15 protein-coding genes and 1 other RNA gene are annotated in these 18252 nt (G+C 60.1%); 8 read left to right on the top strand and 8 right to left on the bottom strand.

The annotated features are described in order from the left end of the window. The first annotated feature begins 7 nt into the window (after positions 1-7). The 3 genes from nagA to nagX all read left to right on the top strand — a co-directional run bounded on the left by nagA (position 8) and on the right by nagX (position 3718). Positions 8-1138: an N-acetylglucosamine-6-phosphate deacetylase gene (gene nagA, locus KUV52_RS02755; RefSeq protein ID WP_222524392.1), complete on the top strand. Its 1131-nt coding sequence runs from the start codon at positions 8-10 to the stop codon at positions 1136-1138. Positions 1139-1258: 120 nt separating this feature from the next. Continuing rightward, positions 1259-2572 (top strand): sugar MFS transporter, encoded by a 1314-nt coding sequence (locus KUV52_RS02750; RefSeq protein WP_222524391.1) that lies wholly within the window; start codon positions 1259-1261, stop codon positions 2570-2572. A 45-nt stretch (positions 2573-2617) separates the two neighbouring features. After that, positions 2618-3718 (top strand): transmembrane glucosamine N-acetyltransferase NagX, encoded by a 1101-nt coding sequence (gene nagX, locus KUV52_RS02745; RefSeq protein ID WP_222524390.1) that lies wholly within the window; start codon positions 2618-2620, stop codon positions 3716-3718. A gap of 1 nt (position 3719) precedes the next feature. On the opposite strand, the gene KUV52_RS02740 is transcribed toward nagX, so the two are convergent. The 3 genes from KUV52_RS02740 to KUV52_RS18805 all read right to left on the bottom strand — a co-directional run bounded on the left by KUV52_RS02740 (position 3720) and on the right by KUV52_RS18805 (position 7750). Next, positions 3720-4736, bottom strand: a complete 1017-nt coding sequence (locus tag KUV52_RS02740; protein WP_222524389.1) for a LacI family DNA-binding transcriptional regulator — start codon at positions 4734-4736, stop codon at positions 3720-3722. A 63-nt stretch (positions 4737-4799) separates the two neighbouring features. Further along, positions 4800-7112 carry a putative bifunctional diguanylate cyclase/phosphodiesterase gene (locus KUV52_RS02735; protein ID WP_222524388.1) on the bottom strand — a complete coding sequence of 771 codons (2313 nt, stop codon included), beginning with the start codon at positions 7110-7112 and terminating at the stop codon, positions 4800-4802. A 269-nt stretch (positions 7113-7381) separates the two neighbouring features. Continuing rightward, positions 7382-7750: a hypothetical protein gene (locus KUV52_RS18805; protein WP_261389833.1), complete on the bottom strand. Its 369-nt coding sequence runs from the start codon at positions 7748-7750 to the stop codon at positions 7382-7384. Positions 7751-7752: 2 nt separating this feature from the next. On the opposite strand from KUV52_RS18805, the gene KUV52_RS02730 reads away from it, so the two are divergent. The 3 genes from KUV52_RS02730 (at position 7753) to KUV52_RS02720 (ending at position 12886) form a co-directional block, all read left to right on the top strand. Continuing rightward, a complete protein-coding gene (locus KUV52_RS02730; RefSeq protein ID WP_261389832.1) occupies positions 7753-9288 on the top strand; it encodes a pectate lyase in 1536 nt (511 codons plus the stop codon). A gap of 117 nt (positions 9289-9405) precedes the next feature. After that, complete coding sequence (locus tag KUV52_RS02725; RefSeq protein WP_222524387.1) at positions 9406-10989, top strand: pectate lyase; 1584 nt, start codon at positions 9406-9408, stop codon at positions 10987-10989. A gap of 10 nt (positions 10990-10999) precedes the next feature. Beyond that, on the top strand, positions 11000-12886 hold the full coding sequence (locus tag KUV52_RS02720; RefSeq protein WP_222524386.1) for a pectate lyase: 1887 nt from the start codon (positions 11000-11002) through the stop codon (positions 12884-12886). 55 nt (positions 12887-12941) lie between these two features. Here the strand turns inward: KUV52_RS02720 and ssrA are convergent. Both ssrA and smpB read right to left on the bottom strand, forming a co-directional pair. After that, positions 12942-13301: a transfer-messenger RNA gene (gene ssrA, locus KUV52_RS02715) on the bottom strand. Positions 13302-13369: 68 nt separating this feature from the next. Beyond that, complete coding sequence (smpB, locus tag KUV52_RS02710) at positions 13370-13858, bottom strand: SsrA-binding protein SmpB (protein WP_222204679.1); 489 nt, start codon at positions 13856-13858, stop codon at positions 13370-13372. An 87-nt stretch (positions 13859-13945) separates the two neighbouring features. Between smpB and KUV52_RS02705 the strand changes: the two genes are divergently transcribed. After that, positions 13946-14380, top strand: coding sequence for an SRPBCC family protein (locus tag KUV52_RS02705; protein ID WP_222524385.1), 435 nt, complete (start codon positions 13946-13948; stop codon positions 14378-14380). Then, a complete protein-coding gene (locus KUV52_RS02700) occupies positions 14373-14720 on the top strand; it encodes an RnfH family protein (protein ID WP_315900178.1) in 348 nt (115 codons plus the stop codon). The genes KUV52_RS02705 and KUV52_RS02700 overlap by 8 nt, the downstream gene beginning before the upstream one ends. A gap of 63 nt (positions 14721-14783) precedes the next feature. Here the strand turns inward: KUV52_RS02700 and KUV52_RS02695 are convergent, their stop codons facing one another. The 3 genes from KUV52_RS02695 to recN all read right to left on the bottom strand — a co-directional run bounded on the left by KUV52_RS02695 (position 14784) and on the right by recN (position 18223). Then, on the bottom strand, positions 14784-15155 hold the full coding sequence (locus KUV52_RS02695) for an outer membrane protein assembly factor BamE (RefSeq protein ID WP_222524384.1): 372 nt from the start codon (positions 15153-15155) through the stop codon (positions 14784-14786). Positions 15156-15252: 97 nt separating this feature from the next. After that, positions 15253-16404, bottom strand: a complete 1152-nt coding sequence (yiaY, locus tag KUV52_RS02690; protein ID WP_222524383.1) for an L-threonine dehydrogenase — start codon at positions 16402-16404, stop codon at positions 15253-15255. Between the two features lie 148 nt (positions 16405-16552). After that, positions 16553-18223, bottom strand: a complete 1671-nt coding sequence (gene recN, locus KUV52_RS02685) for a DNA repair protein RecN (RefSeq protein WP_222524382.1) — start codon at positions 18221-18223, stop codon at positions 16553-16555. Positions 18224-18252 lie beyond the last annotated feature (29 nt).

Raw genomic sequence — 18252 nt, 5'->3', positions numbered from 1 at the left:
GGCAATCATGAGGCAGACCTATCAGATCAGCCGACTGTTCAATGGTGAACGCTTTCACCAGGATGCCTGGCTGACCATCGACAACGGCAAAGTGGTCGCATTGGGCCACGGCCAGCCGCCCAGTGATGCCCGGAAGCTTGAGGGCACTCTGGTACCGGGTTTTGTTGATGTGCAGGTAAATGGCGGGGGCGGCGCCCTGTTTAACGGGGATCCCTCGGTAAACAGTATCGCCACCATTGGCGCGGCCCATGCCCGCTTTGGTACCACCGGGTATCTGCCGACTCTGATTACCGACAGCCTTGAGGTATTGCAGCAGGGCGCGGATGCGGTAGCGGCTGCGCTGCGAGAAGGCTGTGCCGGTGTTCTCGGTGTGCACTTTGAAGGGCCACACCTGAGTGTGGCCAAAAAAGGGGTGCACAGTGCCGAGCATATCCGTCCGCTGACCGACGCCGAAATGGCGGTGTACACCCGCAAGGATCTGGGCACCGTTGTGGTCACCCTGGCCCCTGAAAACGTGCCGGCGGAGCAGATCGCCGAACTGACGGCGGCGGGCGTAAAGGTGTGTCTGGGGCACTCCGATGCGGACTATGCCACGGCACAGGCCGCACTGGCCGCAGGGGCTTGCGGGTTTACCCATCTGTTCAACGCCATGTCCGCTTTCACCTCACGGGAGCCGGGCATGGTAGGAGCCGCGCTGCTGGATCAACACAGCTGGTGCGGCCTGATTGTCGACGGTCACCATGTCCATGACGCCAGTCTGCAACTGGCGATTCAGTCGAAGGCGGCCGAGAAGATGATGCTGGTCACCGACGCCATGCCGCCGGTTGGGATGGAGGGCGACACTTTCACGCTGTTGGGGCGCACCATTCGGCGTGAGGGTGACAAGTTGACCGCCCCCACCGGCGAGCTGGCGGGCTCGGTACTGGATATGGCGACGGCGGTACGAAACAGCGTGCGCCAACTGGGCCTGTCGGAGGCTGAGGCGTTCAAGATGGCCAGCCGCTACCCGGCGGAGTTCCTTGGGTTGGAAAACCCGGGGCGCCTTCGGGTCGGGGCCAGCGCCGATATGGTGCTGCTGGACGATGACTACCGGGTGATCCAGTGCTGGATCGGTGGTCACGCCAAACTGAATTCATAACGATAAACACAGGCCGGATCCCATTGGGAGCCGGCCATTGTGCATTTGGTGGGGGCGAGAGCAGGGATGCCGATCAGTCTCTCCCGCCCGATTAAAGCCAACGGAAGAGAAGCGATAACTATGATAGAAGCCAAGCAATCGGTCGCTCAGAGCAAGAGCAGCCTGATGCCGATGTTCATCATCGGTACCATGTTTTTCATTTTTGGATTTGTCACCTGGCTCAACGGCTCGTTGATCCCTTTCCTGCAGATCATCTGCGATCTTAACGAGTTCCAGGCGCTGTTTGTGACCTTCGCCTTCTACATCGCCTACACGGTGATGGCGTTGCCGATGTCCAGCATTCTGAAGCGAACCGGCTACAAAAACGGGATGGCCGTTGGTCTGGCGCTGATGGCCGTCGGTGCGCTGGTGTTTATCGGTGCGGCGCAAAGTGCCAACTACGCGCTGTTCCTCGCTGCCCTGTTTGTGCTCGGTACCGGCCTCACCATCCTGCAAACCGCCTCCAACCCCTACGTGGTTATGATTGGCCCGCGAGAGACCGCCGCCGTTCGCATCAGCATCATGGGGCTGATCAACAAAGGCGCGGGTGTGATTGTGCCGGTGGTGTTTACCGCACTCGTGCTGTCCGGCTTTGAAGGCTTTACCGCGGACCATCTGGCCCAGTTGCCCGAGGCGGAGCGTACGGCGCAGGTTGAGGAGCTCTCCAACCGCCTGGTAGAACCCTATCTCTATATGGCTGCGGTTCTGGCGGCGCTGATTGGTCTGGTGAAGTTTTCCAGCCTGCCTGAGTTGGAGTTTGAAGAGGAAGCGGAGCACGCTGACAAAGGCAGCATCACCCACTTCCCGCAGGTGGTGCTGGGTGCCATCGCCCTGTTCTTCTATGTGGGCATCGAAGTGATTGCGGCGGACACCATCGGTCTCTACGGCAGTCAGTTGGACGTGCCCAATTTTGCGGCGCTGACCTCCTACACCATGGTGTTTATGGTGATTGGTTACCTGGTGGGCGTAACCTGCATTCCCCGCTTCCTGTCCCAACAGAAAGCGCTGCTGCTTTCCGCCGTTGCCGGACTGCTTTGTGTTATCGGCGTGACCACCGCCTCCGAGCAGAGCACCGCCATTGCGGACCTGCTGTGGGGCTGGAGTGGGGTGCCAGTGGTGCCGGATGCCATCACCTTTGTGGCTCTGATGGGGCTGGCTCACGCCCTGGTGTGGCCCGCCATCTGGCCGCTGGCTCTGGATGGTCTGGGCAAGTTCACCGCACAGGGCTCCGCCCTGCTGATCATGGGGATCTCCGGTGGCGCCATTCTGCCGCTGGTGTTCGGCAAGATCGCCCACCTGACCGGTGACATCCAGCTGGCCTATTGGCTGGGCCTGCCCTGTTACCTGTTTATCTTCTTCTACGCCGTGAAGGGGCATAAGCTCCGCAGCTGGTAAGGCATCACACCGGGGCTTCGGCCCCGGTTTTCACAGGAAGTGGTAATGTCGACTCCCAAATCTCGCCTCCAGGCACTGGATGCCCTGCGAGGCTTTGACATGTTCTGGATCATCGGTGGGGAGAAGCTGTTCGCCGCGCTGCTCCTGCTGACCGGCTGGCCCCTGTGGCAACTTGCGGCCAATGAGATGCTGCACAGCAACTGGCACGGCTTCACCTTCTACGACCTGATCTTCCCGCTCTTTATCTTCCTCTCCGGCGTCACCATCGGGCTGCAGCGCCAGTCTCTCGCGGGTCTGCCCTGGGCTGAACGCCAACCCCATTACCGCAAGGCACTGAAGCGACTGTTGCTGCTCTGCGTGCTGGGGGTGCTCTACAACCATGGCTGGGGCACGGGGATGCCGATGGCCCTTGATGAGGTGCGCTACGCCAGCGTATTGGGGCGTATCGGCATGGCCTGGTTCCTGGCGGCGATGATCGCCTGGCATCTGCCGTGGCGTGGCCAACTGCTGGTTGGGGCAGGGGTGGCATTGGTTTATGGGCTGGCGCAGGGGCTGTGGGGTACCGCCCCTTACAGTGCGGAAGCCTCTCTCAATACCTGGGTAGATCAGCACCTGCTGCCGGGCATCACCTACCGCAATGCGCCGCTGGACCCGGAGGGACTGCTGTCCCATCTGAGTGCCGCACTGAACGCATTGATTGGCGTCTGGGCAGGCTACTGGTTGCGTCAGCCCCACTCGGTGTGGCGACGGGCTCTGGTTCTGGCCGGGGCCGGTGCGCTTGCCATCGGCATTGGCTGGTCACTGCACGGCGTTATTCCGGTCAACAAGACCCTCTGGACCCTCACCTTTGTGGCTGTCACCGTCGGCTGGAGTGCGCTGTTTCTGGCGCTGTTCCTGGTGTTGGTCGATGGGTTGCAGTGGCGGCGTATGGGCCACCTGTTCGCCCTGATTGGGGTGAATTCCATCTTTATCTACCTGGCCAGCGCCTGGTTTGACTGGGGTTATACCGTCGACAGCCTGATTGGCGGCGTCATTTCGGCACTGCCCGAGCCAGCACAGGCGCTGGCCGCCGTGATTGGCCTACTGGCGCTGCAATGGGCAGTGCTGGCCATCATGGCCAGACGGGGGATCTTTCTGAAGGTCTGAATCAGCGGGGATGAGGCCCGGAGGAGTCACGGATGACCGGCTGTGGCACAAAGGTCTGGGCCTCACCATCACTCTGGCGGCGGATCTGCCGGATAAGCTGCTCGGTCGCCTGATGGGCGATACCAACAATGGGCTGATCCACCGTGGTCAGCTTGGGCCAGGTCTGGCGGGAGAAGGGGCTGTTCTCGAAGCCAACGATGGAGAGTTGGTCCGGAATCGCCACCCCGGACAGCCGGGCGGCAAACAGCGCCCCTGCGGCAATCTCATCGTTACAGGCAAACATCGCGGTGGGCGGGTTGCTCTGGCCCAGCAGCGTTTGCGCATTCTCCACCCCGGATTCAAAGGCGTAACGCCCCTCCAGAATCAGCTGGGGATCCACTTTCAACTGGTGGTCAGCCAGGGCCTGTTTAAACCCTTTCAGACGCTCATAGCTGGAGTGGTGCTCGCTATCACCGCAGAGGAAGCCGATGCGCTGGTGCCCCAACTGAATCAGGTGCTCGGTAATGGCATAGGCGCCCTGACGGTCGTCGATGTAGAGGCAGTTTGGATCCGCATCCCCTTCGCCAGAGCCGGACACAATGCGGACAAAGGCGACATCGAGTTGCTCCAGCGTATTCACGATAGCGGGAGACTCGGAGAAGGGAGGGGTTAACACCAGACCGGCAACCCGGGAGCGCTTCACCATGGCGGAAAGTTGCTGGCAGATGTTCTCCGCCTTGGCGTCACAAGGGTGGATCAGCAGCTCGTAGCCCTGACTGCGGCAGGCATCCAGGATGCCGTTCTGCATGTCGATAACGTAGTAGGCGTTGGGGTTGTCGTAGATAAAGCCGATGGCGTAAGCCTTGGTGCCTGCCAGATTTCGCGCCGCCGCATTGGGCTGGTAGTTGAGCTCATCAATGGCGGCCTGCACCCTCTCAAAGGTGTGGGACTTTACTGATGGCTCGTTATTGATCACCCGGGAGACGGTTTTAATGCTGACGCCGGCTTTGGCGGCAACGTCTTTAATGGTGATCTTCATGCAGGCTCCTGTACGGGCCCGGCCTGAGGGAAACGGGGCCGGGTAGACCCCTGAGTCTAAAGGTTAACTCTTTGTTAGGCAACGCATTGACTCATCCTCAAAGGCGGCCTTTAAGGGCAGAGTGTTCACCATATTGGCCCAATCGCTGTAGGCCAGTGGGCGACTGTACCAGAACCCCTGCAGGACGTTGCATCCCGCCTGCTGCAGCCAATCATGCTGGGCCTGGGTTTCCACTCCCTCCGCCACCACTTTCAGACCCAGATGATGGGCCAGCTCCAGCACGGCCCGGATGATGGCGCTGTCCTGGGGATCATCCGGGATATTGGCCACAAAGCTGCGATCAATCTTCAGTGTATCTACCGGTAGACGCTTCAGGTAAGCCAGGGAGGAGTAGCCGGTGCCGAAGTCGTCAATCGCCAGCTGAAGACCAAGAGTCTTGAGCTGACAGAGGGTGTCGTGAGCCCGGTCCAGATCGGTCATCAGCATGCTCTCGGTCAGCTCCAGCTCCACACGGTGTGGCGGTGCCCCGGTGATTCGGAGTATCTCTGCAACTTTGTCGACAAAGCTGGGGTGTTGCAGCTGGCGCGCCGACAGGTTGACGGAGATAACCAGGTTGTAGCCTTGGTCCATCCATTGACGGGCCTGAATGCAGGCCTGAGTGAGTACCCACTCGCCAATACTGACAATCAGGCCGGTCTGCTCAGCAAGCGGGATGAAGTCTGCGGGCGCCAACAGGCCGCGCTCCGGGTGCTGCCAGCGCAGCAGCGCTTCCGCCCCGGTCAGGCCATCATCATTGAGTCGCTGCTGGGGCTGGAAGTAGAGCTGAAACTGATGCTTCTGTATCGCCTCCCTCAGCTCGTTTTCCAGGGCGATCATCCGATTCTCCTCCTCCCGCATGCTGGGGGTGAAGGGGATGTAGCTTCGACTCGGACTGCGGGCAGCCTCCCGCACGGCGGCATCGGCACAGCGCAGCAGCTCCTGACAGTTGGCCGCGTGCTGGGGGTACTGGGCGTAGCCCTGATCAAACTCAAGATGGAAGCTGGCTGGCGTGTTGTCGGCGTAGATCGGGGCGTCAAACCCCTCTTCGATGGCGTCGGCGATGGTGGTCAGGGCCTCTTCATCGACCTCCCCCTGAATCAACAGGGCGAAGCGGGTGCCGCCAAATCGGTACAGCACAATGGGACGCTCTGGCAGGCTCAGCGGGTTGAGGGCCCGGCTCAGGCGCTGCGCGGTGGTCTGGATAATGGTGTCGCCAGCCTGGAACCCCACCTGTGAGGTGACCTGGTGAAAGCGGTTCAGGTTAAGCAGCCCCAGCGTCAGAGGACGCTCCGGATGCTGACGAATCATCTGCTGACCGTCCTGATCAAACTGCTGGCGATTGGGCAGCACGGTGAGCTGGTCGTGGGTCGCCCGGTGGCGCAACTCCGCTTCTGCCCGAATGGCAGCGGTGATGTCGCGCAGATGCACCTGGACCTGCTTAAGGTCCGCCAACATGACTGCCCGGGCCGTCAGGTGTCGTCGGCCCAATGCGTACTCCCAATCGTAATCGCTCTTGTGTTCCATCAGCATGGTGCCGAGATGGCGGGTCAGATCCGGGATCAGGTTGGCGGGCTCCGGAGTGACGCTGAGCGCTTTAGCCAGCTGCTCGGCAGCGGGATTCAGGGAGAGCAGTTGGCCCTGCAGCGTGACACTGAGGATTGGATCTGGATTTCGTTCGGCAAACGCGGAAAGACGGCGGCGTTCGGTGCGCTCTGCCAGCAGCCGGGAGGCCACCAGACCCGTGCTCATTGAGACCACCACAATCAGAAGCGCAAACAGCAGGGCAAAGGTGGTGCTGGCCCGGGTGCTGCTCTGAGTCTCTATCAGGCCTTGAGTTGCGCGCTGGTTGAGCTGCTGCTCCAGTTGGGTAAGCAGGGGAGCCAGTTGCAGGTGCAGATTACTGATCTGGCTCAACAGGCGCCGCGTCTGTTCCCAGTCGACGGGCGTTTCCGATAAAGCCTGATCAAAACGCTGAGCCAGTTGATGGATTTCAGTCTGAAGATGATCAATCTGCGCCACATTGGGGTGGCCGGGAAGCCGCCTGTCCAGATTGCTGATGACCTGAGCGATTCGGTGCTGGATAAGGTAATAGCTGGTGAGGTAACGCTCCCGCTCCTGCTCCGCATAGTACTCGTAGAGCAGCCGCTCTGTTGCCAGATGCTCCTCTCGCAGGGTGCGGATATCCACCAGTTCGGCAAGCCGCTCCGTAACGGTCGCTTCGGCGATCGAGTTGGTCAGTTGGCCACTGCTGTAGACCTGCCAGGCAAAGGCGGCGCTGGCGATGAGCATCAGGGATTGAGCCAGTAAAAGGCGCGCGCGAAAGGGGGGCCACAGCATATCGATCAATGTCCTTATCTTACGAGTGCACGGCGAAAAATTGTCTTACTGCTTACAACATAGGGATCGTGGCAGGAACTGCAAGAGGCAAGTAGGCAATCGAGTCAACGGGGTTGGTTTGTCGCCTCTCCGATGCATTGAGTTATACCTACTAGCTAGGGTTGCTCAAGTCGTGTGAGCTGGAGGCAGTATGTTGAAGCACGGGCGCTGGCAGTGGTTGGCCGCTCCTCTACGATGGGGACTGGTCGTAATTGGGTTGCTGGGGGGCGTCAGTATGACCGCCTGCAGCGAGCAGTCGAGCAGCGATACGGCACCGGATCCTGCTCCGGACCCAGACCCCGCACCAGACCCGGCTCCGGACCCAACGCCGGACCCGGACCCTGAGCCTGAGCCAGACCCCGATCCTGAACCCGAGCCGGATCCTGGTCCTGGCCCGCTTCCGCCGCCGGATCCCTCTCCCGACCCGACGCCACCGCCGGACCCCGAACCTGACCCTGAGCCAACACCGACGCCGGACCCGGATCCAGACCCGATCCCACCGCCGGTGCCCGATCCAGACCCGGATCCGACACCAGAGCCAGACCCTGAGCCAGAACCAGAACCAGAACCAGAACCAGAACCGACTCCGGACTGTCCACCTTTGGCCAGCGGCGAACTGCCCATCGTGCCCTGCAAAGTGGGGTTTGGTATGGACACGCCGGCGGGCAGTGGGCGCAACTTGAACCCTCCCAAAACCACGGTGCATCGGGTCACCAACCTGGAGGCAAGTGGCAGCGGCACGCTGAAATCCTGCATTGATGCGTCCGGGCCCAGAGTGTGCGTGTTTGAGGTCAGCGGCACCATCGATATGACGGCGCTTGGGATGGTCTCCATCAATAACGATTACCTGACTATCGCTGGCCAGACCGCCCCAAGCCCGGGGGTCATGATCCGCGGTGCCTCGATTCGGATTGAAGCCAGTGATGTGCTGATTCAGCACATCCGGATACGGACCGGAGATGCGATAGAGGGACGAACCCCCGGGGATCGGGATGGGATCTACGCCATCGGCAAATCGGATGATCCCAACCGTCAGCCCCATAACGTGGTGTTTGACCATATCTCGGTGAGTTGGGGTATCGACGAAACCTTCACCGTTAAAGACACCGCGAAAAACGTGACGATTCTCGACAGCATTGTCAGTGAAGGACTCTGGTACAACATGCACCCGAAGGGGGGCCACTCCAAGGGCCTGATGATGTCCGCCGAGAACATGCTGGTACAGGGCAACCTGATTGCCCACCACGATGACCGAGCGCCGCTTGAGACCACGCCCAGCGCCATTACGGTCAACAACGTCACCTACAACACCCGGCAGGTTGGGATGCGGCTCTCTCCGCTCTCCAATAACGCCAATCATGACGGGAAAGTGCGTACGACAACGATTGCCGGCAATGTCCGATTGACCGGGCCAAGCTCTGATCCCAACCGGGATTCCGCCTGGGTGGTGGTGAACGAAGACCGGGACGGCTCAAAGATCTACATCGAGGATAATCTTTGCGATGGCTGGGAAAACCCGGATTGGCCCTGTGTGAGGGTGGACTCCAGTAAAGGCAGCAGTTTCCGGGTGAAAGAGCCGCCGCTCTGGATTGAGGGGCTGCATGTACTGCCAGCGGTCCAGACTTTGGATTCTGTGCTGGCCAACGCCGGAGCCTGGCCAGCGGATCGGGATCCGGTGGATGCCAGGATTGTTGCCGATGTGGCTGACCGGACCGGCACCATCGTCAACTGCGTCGGACCGGGCACCATCTACTATCCAGTGGCCCAGGTTGACAGTGCAGGCAGTCGCTCGGTCACCGGGGGGATCCCCGATTGCGACAGCAGCAAGAGCGCCTACGTAGGCCGAACGGTGGAGATCTTTGAGGGCACAGGCTCTGGTCAGAAACGAGAGGTCGGCAGTCAAAGCTGCAGTGGCAATACGGTCACCCTGAACGTGACCACCGATTGGGACACCCGACCGGACAGCCAGGCCCAATTCCGGATCCACATCCCTTGTGACATTAACGCCGGAGGGTGGCCGGATATGGCCGTCAACAAACGGGCGCTGACCCTGCCGGAGAACCCTAACTCATTGACCGAGTCCGGCTATACCGAATTGGAGCTTTGGTTACACCAGAAGGCCAGGGAGATCGAGTAGTCCCGGAGGGCGACAGAGGGAAAGGAATTGCTCTGTCGCCCCGATAGAACCTTGCTATACCTTAAGACTAGCCAAACGGCAGGTGTGCGACGGGCGGGTGAATTCCCGGGAGGCAGTATGACGTGGCGCGATTGGCTTAGCCTTGGAAAAACCGGACTGAAGGTGCTGTTGCTAGCCCTTCCTATTTTTGCACTGACATCGGTCAACACCGGATGCAGTGAGCAATCCTCTTCCTCGCCAGAGCCCACTCCGGACCCTGACCCGGATCCCGATCCGAATCCGGACCCTGATCCGGATCCAGACCCGGATCCGGATCCTGACCCCGATCCCACACCGGATCCGGACCCAGACCCGGATCCGGGACCGACACCGGATTGCCCGGCACCGAGTAACGGTGAGTTGCCCATCGTTCCCTGTAACGTCGGATTCGGCATGACCACCCCGGCAGGAAGCGGCCGTAACCTGAGCCCACCAAGCACCACGGTTTACCGGGTGACCAACCTCAACGCCAGTGGCGAAGGCTCTCTTAAAGCCTGTATTGATGCTTCCGGTCCACGCACCTGCGTGTTTGAGACCAGCGGCACCATCGACCTGACCGATTTGGGGATGATCTCCATCAACAACGATTACATCACCATTGCCGGTCAGACAGCCCCGGCACCGGGGATCATGCTGAGAGGCGCTTCAATACGTATCGAAGCGAGCGATGTGTTGATTCAGCATATTCGGGTTCGAACTGGCGATGCGGTTGAGGGACGAACACCGGGGGATCGAGATGGGCTTTACGCCATTGGTAAATCGGATGACCCCGACCGTCAGCCCCATAACGTGGTGTTTGACCATGTCTCAGTCAGTTGGGGCATCGACGAGACCTTCACCGTGAAGGACACTGCGGAAAACGTGACAATTCTCGACAGCATCGTCAGCGAGGGGCTGTGGTACAACATGCACCCGAAAGGGGGGCACTCCAAAGGCCTGATGGTCTCCGCTGACAATATGCTGCTCAGGGGCAACCTGATTGCCCATCACGACGACCGAGCGCCGCTGGAGACTACGCCCAGCGCCATTACGGTCAATAACGTCACCTACAACACCCGGCAAGTGGGGATGCGGCTCTCTCCGCTCTCCAATAACGCCAACCACGATGGCAAGGTGCGTACAACCACGGTGGCCGGGAATGTTCGCCTCAAGGGGCCAGACTCCGACCCGGATCGGGATTCTGCCTGGGCGGTGGTCAATGAAGATCGCGACGGCTCCAAGATCTACATCGAAGACAACCTCTGTGATGGCTGGGAAAACCCCGAATGGCCCTGTGTTCGTGTGGACAGTGAAAAGGGCGCCAGCTTCCGGGTGAAAGAGCCACCGTTGTGGATCGAAGGGTTGGTGGTGCTGCCAGCCAGCCAGACCCTGGACTTCGTGCTGAAAAATGCCGGGGCCTGGCCCAAGCAGCGGGATGAAGTGGACAGCCGAATCATCGACGACGTCATCAACCGGACCGGGCACATCATCAACTGCGTCGGATCGGAGGATTTCGAGTATGACGGCAGAAAGATCGATTGCTCCATCAATGCGGGAGGGTGGCCGGATATGGCCGTGAATACCCACACCCTGACGCTGCCGGAAGAGCTCAATGCCCTGGATGACTCCGGGTACACCAACCTGGAAGTGTGGCTGCACCAAAAAGCCAGCGCTATCGAATAAGGAGAGAGGCATGAAACACCCCATTCGAGTGTTTATCGCTGGCGTCGTCGGCCTGATTTTTGCCCTGGTGGGCCCCGGTGCGATCCCCAGCGCCGGGGCAGCCAAGCCGGATAAGCCGCCGGGACAGGAGAAGCCGCCGAAGGAGAAGCCGGAAAAACCCGGGAAGCCGGACCCGGATCCTGATCCGGATCCAACACCAGACCCGGACCCCGACCCGGATCCAACACCGGACCCGGACCCCGACCCGGATCCAACACCGGACCCGGACCCCGACCCGGATCCAACACCTGACCCGGACCCTGACCCGGATCCAACACCGGACCCGGACCCTGATCCCGATCCTGGCCCAGGTCCTGACTGTCCGGATCGGCCAGACGGAAAACTGCCCATCATCCCTTGTACCGAAGGGTTTGGTATCACCACACCGGCGGGCAGCGGCCGTAACCTGAGCACGCCCAAAACCACCGTCTATCGGGTGACCAGCCTGAATGCCTCCGGCTCAGGCACCCTAAAAGCCTGCACCGACGCATCGGGGCCCAGGGTGTGCGTGTTCGAAGTCAGTGGCGTTATCGACCTGACAGAGCTGGGGATGCTCTCCATCAACAACGATTACATCACCATTGCCGGACAAACGGCACCGAGTCCGGGCATCACTTTGCGGGGGGCCTCCATCCGCATTGAAGCCAATGATGTGCTGATGCAGCACATCCGCATCCGTACCGGTGACGCCCTGCAGGGGAGAACCCCGGGAGACCGGGATGGGCTCTATGTGATCGGTAAGAGTGATGACCCGAATCGTCAGCCCTACAACCTGGTGTTTGATCATATCTCGGTCAGCTGGGGCATCGATGAAACCTTTACGGTGAAAGACACCGGGCGGGATGTCAGCATCCTCAACAGCATTGTCAGCGAGGGGCTCTGGTACAACATGCATCCCAAGGGGGGGCACTCTAAGGGACTGATGATCTCGGCGCCCAATATGCTGGTACAGGGCAACCTGATTGCCCACCACGATGACCGGGCACCGTTGGAAACCACCCCCAGCGCTATCGTGGTCAATAACGTCACCTACAACACCCGTCAGGTGGGGATGCGGTTGTCGCCGCTTTCCAATAACTCAGCCCATGACGGCAAGGTGCGCACCACCACAGTGGCAGGGAATGTCAGGCTGAACGGTCCGGATTCCGACCGGGATTCCCCCTGGCTGGTGATCAGTGAGTCGCGCAGCGGCTCCAAGATCTACGCCGAGGACAACCTGTGTGAAGGGTTCGACAACCCCGACTGGCCCTGCGTCAAACCGGACAGCAGCTCGGCAGAGAGCTTCAGGGTGAGTTCGCCGCCGCTGTGGCTGGAAGGGCTCAAGGTCCTGCCAGCCTCCCAGACCCTGGACTATGTGCTGGACAATGCCGGAGCACGGCCAGGCGATCGGGATGAAGTGGACAGTCGCATCATCGACGAAGTGGCCAACCGGACCGGAACCATCGTCAACTGCGTTGAACAGGGCACCATTCTCTACCCGTCTGCGCAGGTCTCCAGTGCAGGCAGTTCAAGAGTGGCGGGCGAGATCCCGGATTGCGACAGCAGTAAAACCGCCTACGTTGGGCGTACCGTCGAGATCTATGAAGGCAAAGGCGCGGGGCAGGACCGTAAAGTCACCAGCCAGAGCTGCAGCGGGGATACCGTTACACTCAACGTGAACAGCAACTGGGGCACCGTTCCCGACAGCAGTTCCCGCTTCCGCATTCACATCCCCTGCGACATCAATGCGGGCGGCTGGCCCGATATGGCGGAGAACACCCGCAAGCTGACTCTGCCGTCAGACCCTAACGGCATCAGCGAATCCGGCTACACCAACCTGGAAGTCTGGCTGCACCAGATGGCCAAAGCGGTGGAATAGCCCACCCCGAAAACCAAAAAAGCCCATCCTTTCGGATGGGCTTTTCAAACGCGTTTGGTGGAGTCGGCGGGAGTTGAACCCGCGTCCGAAATACCTACACCGTCGGTCCTACATGCTTAGCCATCTCATTTAGTTAACCCGTACGACGCCGAGTGGCAGGCTTCGCTAGGGCGAGTCCGATTAGTTTTAACGCTTCACCTACGGACAAAGGTTCCACGCGATCCTACAGGGTTTGACTGCCTTGAATCCTCAGCCAGCAGGCGGGGCTTTGGAGGCAGGCTCTCTACTGCTTATTAGGCAGCGAGTGCGTAGTTTTCGTCGTTTGCGACTATTTTTTTGCGGCTTTTTACGTGGCCAACCGCCCCACGGCATGCACCTTGGGCTTTAATATCCCGTCGAATCCTAAATCGACCCCAAGTACGGCAACAGTCTAACACGCCCGGCGCGAGGGCGCCAAGCGATAACTGGATAGATAACCAGCGCTCAGCGCATCGAGCCTTTCATAACGCGGGCTTTCTCACGCTGCCAGTCACGCTCTTTGCTGTCCTGGCGCTTGTCGTGCGTTTGCTTACCCTGAGCCAGGGCGATCTCAAGCTTGGCGAACGACTTCTTCCAGTACAGGGCTACTGGCACGATGGTCAGGCCCTTCTGCTCCACCTGACCGATCAGACGGTCCAGTTCACGTCGGTTCAGCAGGAGCTTGCGCGGGCGCATAGGCTCACACACCACGTGGGTGGAAGCAGTATTGAGCGGGGTGATGTTGCAGGCCACGAGGTAGGCCTCACCACGCTGGATGATCACATAGCAGTCGGTCAGGTTAACTTTACCTGCCCGCATCGATTTGACTTCCCAGCCCTGTAGGGCCAGACCCGCCTCAAACTTCTCCAGAAACTTGTATTCGTGCTTGGCTTTTTTGTTCAGCGCGATGGTGGAGGAAGTGGACGTGGATTTCTTTGCGTTTTTCTTTGCCATAGGCGCAGCATTATACCTGTCCAATGGCATTTTGGTATCGTCTTCGCTGTGGCAAAATAGCGCGATTCTGAATTTGGGAGAGGTAAGATGCCCGAGATCAATCGCAGCGCTCTGGTGCGCTTCAGTGCGACGCAGATGTACGCTCTGGTGAATGACGTGGCGGCGTACCCCCAGTTCCTGCCGGGCTGTGTGGGTTCTGAAGTGCATCACGCGGATGAGAGCGAGATGCGGGCGTCCGTGTCGGTGCGCAAAGCCGGTATCGCTCAGACCTTTACCACCCGCAATTCGCTGGTGACCGACTCTGAGATTGCCATGGCGCTGGAGTCCGGCCCCTTCAAGGAGCTTCAAGGGGTTTGGCGTTTCCTGCCCCTGCGTGAAGACGCCTGCAAAGTGGAGTTGAGCCTGAACTTTGAGTTCTCCAATGCGCTGGTCGAGAAGGCGTTTGGCAAGGTGTTCAACGACCTGGCGCAAAACATGGTGCAAGCGTTCTCCGAGCGGGCCAAGGAGGTCTACCGTGGTTGATGTGATGCAGGTCGAGGTGGTGTACGCCCTGCCGGGAGAAGCCTTTGTCCGCAAGTTGGCGGTGCCGACGGGCAGCACAGCGGAGGCGGCCATTGAGGCGTCCGGTGTGTTGGAGCGTTACCCGGAGATCGATCTGGGCCAGCAGAAGATTGGGATCTTCAGCCGTACCGTTAAGCTGAGCCAGGTGCTGGAAGCCGGGGATCGGGTGGAGATCTATCGTCCCCTGATCGCGGACCCCCGCGAGGTTCGCAAGCGCCGCGCCGAAAAAGCCAAAGCGGAGGGGCGGGCGGATAAGGTGACTGGCGGTAAGCCTAATCCGTTGCGGGCCAAGCCGGAGTAACGGTTTCTATCCCCAACAGCAAAAAGGGCGGCCAGAGGCCGCCCTTTTTCAATTCTGTCCAGTTCAGGGACGTCCGCTTTGCAGCGGCGTGTAGAACTCGGCGCTCAGTTCATAGTCACCCTCGATGGAGACCACGGCATCATCGGTGAAACGCACCACCAGCTCTTTGCGGGTGAGTTCGTTGGTGCGGCCGTTTTTGAACTGGTAAACGTAGTACCAGGTATCGGAAGCGAAGCTGTCACGCAGTACCGGGCGACCCAGAACAAACTCCACCTGTTCCCGGTTCATGCCGATACGCAGCTTTTCCACCTGGTTTTGCTCGATAAAGTTCCCTTGGGGAATGTCGATCTTGTAGACCATCCAATCGAAGACCGAGCAACCGGTGACACCGGCACTGAGTGCGGCGGCCACCATCAGCATCCTGAACTGCTTCATCCTAATCTCTGCGTTACCTTGGCGTTAAAGAGGCATCATAACCAAGCCGGGGGGACAAAAAAAGCTCCCCGAGGGGAGCTTTTCCTTGTCGTGATGCTTACATGGCAGCCTGGAAGATGGCGCAGATCTCCTCATGGGAGGCCTGTTTGGGGTTGGTCAGGCCGCAGGCATCGTTGAGGGCGTTGGTTGCCAGCGTGGGAATGTCTTCTGCCTTAACGCCCAGTTCGGTCAGGTTGGCCGGGATCTGGATGTCGGCGGAGAGTTTGCGGATGGCATCCAGCGCTGCTTGTGCCGCTTGCGCTTCGTTCATGCCCTGAATATCGACGCCCATGCAGCGGGCGACACCGGCCAGTTGGCGTGCGGCGACATCGGCATTATAGGCCTGGACATGGGGCAGCAGGATGGCGTTGCAGACGCCGTGTGGCAGGTCATAGAAACCACCCAACTGGTGCGCCATGGCGTGCACATAGCCAAGGCTGGCGTTATTAAAGGCCATGCCTGCCAGGAACTGGGCGTAGGCCATCTGTTCGCGGGCTTCCAGGTCGCTGCCATCTTCAACAGCACGGCGCAGATACTGGCTGATCAGGGCGATCGCTTTCTCAGCACAGGCGTCGGTGATGGGGGTGGCGGCGATAGAGACGTAGGCCTCAACCGCGTGGGTCAGTGCATCCATCCCGGTGGCGGCGGTCAGCGCTTTGGGTTTGGCCAGCATCAACTCCGGATCGTTTACGGAGAGGATAGGGGTGGTGTGCTTGTCGACGATCGCCATTTTGATGTGGCGGGATTCGTCGGTGATGATGCAGAAGCGGGTCATTTCGGAGGCGGTACCCGCGGTGGTGTTGATGGCCACCAGCGGCGCCTGGGGCTTGCTGGAGCGATCCACCCCTTCGTAGTCACGGATGTCACCGCCGTTGGTGGCGACCAGTGCGATGCCCTTGGCGCAATCGTGGGGAGAGCCACCGCCAAAAGAGATGACAAAATCGCACTGATGCTGGCGCCACAGAGCGAGCCCTGACTCGACGTTGCCGGTAGTGGGGTTGGGCTGCACGCCATCAAACACTACGGACCCAATACCCTTCTCACCCAGTGCTTCGGTGAGCTTGCCAACTAACCCCAGTTCAACCAGAGGCTTATCGGTAACCACCAGGCCTTTGGTAAAGCCCAGGCTGGCGATGTCGTTAATGGCATCGTCCAGTGCGCCTTGGCCTAAGGTGTTGACAGAAGGGATAAAAAACTTAGTTGCGGACATGGCGTCCTCCTAGTTTTAAGCTTGAAAAAATCGGGTTCAAACTGGCTTCATGGAGGTAACGCTAGCATTCGGATAATGGCGCCGGCGTGATCCGGATCAGGCTTTCGGGCTAGGAGGCCCAATCCAGATCACAACCGACTCCAACCGGTTAATCTGTGTCCAGCACCAGCAGCTCCCGGGCGTTGGCCAGGGTGTTGTCGGTGATGGTGTCGCCACCCAGCAGTCGGGCAAGCTCCTGCAATCGCGCCTCGCCGAGCAGGGCCGTCATCCGGGTTTCGGTGCTCTTACCCTGGCTCTGCTTGGCCACAAACATGTGGTTATGGCCATTGCCAGCCACCTGGGGAAGGTGGGTCACGCAGAAGACCTGAGTGGACTGGCCCAATTGGCGCAACATGCGCCCAACCACCGCAGCGGTGGGGCCGGAGATGCCTACGTCCACTTCGTCGAAAATCAGGGTCGGAGTGGCGACCTTCTTGGCGGTGATCACCTGGATTGCCAGACCGATTCGGGAGAGTTCACCGCCGGATGCGGACTTGGCGATGGGCTGCAATGGCTGGCCCGGGTTGGTGGTGACCAGGAACTGCACCCGGTCGCCGCCGCTGGGACTGATGGCATCGGCCCGGTGTTCGACATTGATCTGGAAGCGGGCGTGGGGCATCGCCAGCGCTTTGAGGTTTTCGGTTACCAACTTATCCAGTTCACGGGCATAACGCTGACGGCTCTTGTTGAGCTTAAGGGCGTGCTCCGCCAACTGTGCGTGTGCGGCTTCCCGGCTTTGCTCCAGCTGTTCAATCTGCTCGTCGCTGCTGGCCAGGTCCGCCAACTCTTCCGCCAGGTTCTGGTGATGCTCGGCCAGTTCGTTGGCAGGCACCATATGCTTACGGGCGAGGCTCATGGCCCTGGAGAGTCGGTTTTCCAGTTCGGTAAAGCGCTCCGGATCCATCTCCAGCCGGTCGCGGTAGCGCTCCAGTTCACTGCTGCTCTCCTGCACCTGGATCAGCCCTTCATGCAGCATATTGGTGATGTCGCCCAGCGCTGGGTCCTCTTCTGCAAGGGCTTCCACCTGGCTGATCGCCTGCTGCAACAGAGACTGAACATTGACCTCATCCCCATCGCTGAGCAGATAGAGGGCGCGCTGGCTCTGTTCCAGCAGGGTGCCGCAGTTGGCCAAGCGACGGTGTTCCACCTCGATCGCTTCAAACTCACCGGGTTGCAGCGCGAACTCGTCCAATTCCTGAACCTGATACTCCAGCAACTGGGCGCGAGCCACTCGCTGGGCCTGCTGTTCACGCAGTTGCTTAAGCTGAAGGTCAATGGAGCGCCACTGCTGGTAGGCGTCCTGGCAGCCCTGCAGCAGCCTGTGATGGCCGGCGTACTGATCCAGCAGCGTAAGCTGAGTGTCGCTGTGCAGCATGCCGTGGTGGGCGTGTTGGCCGTGGATGCTGATCAGGTTTTCTCCCAGGGCTTTCAACTGGGAGAGAGGGACAGGATTGCCGTTGATCCAGGCGCGGGAGCGCCCTTCTGCACCGATGCTGCGTCGGAGGATGCACTCCTCCTCTTCGTCCAGTGCATTGCTGCGCAGCCAGTCGATGGCAGCGGGGATCTGGCTGACATCGAACCGTGCAGAAATCTCTGCACGCTCTGCGCCCGGGCGCACCATGGCTGCTTCTCCCCGACCGCCAAGACAGAGGCTCAGTGCATCAATGGCAATGGATTTACCGGCACCGGTTTCCCCGGTGATGGTGGTCATGCCGGGGGCAAAGTCCAGTTCCAGAAATTTTACGATGGCAAAGTTGGCAACCGTCAGTTGAGTGAGCATGGCGCATCCCTGTGTGGATAAACAGCACT

The sequence above is a fragment of the Ferrimonas balearica genome (assembly GCF_019802055.1).
GTDB lineage: Bacteria > Pseudomonadota > Gammaproteobacteria > Enterobacterales > Shewanellaceae > Ferrimonas > Ferrimonas balearica_A.
The sequence above is the reverse complement of the archived record's forward strand: the minus strand, read 5'-3'. Positions and strand labels throughout refer to the sequence as shown.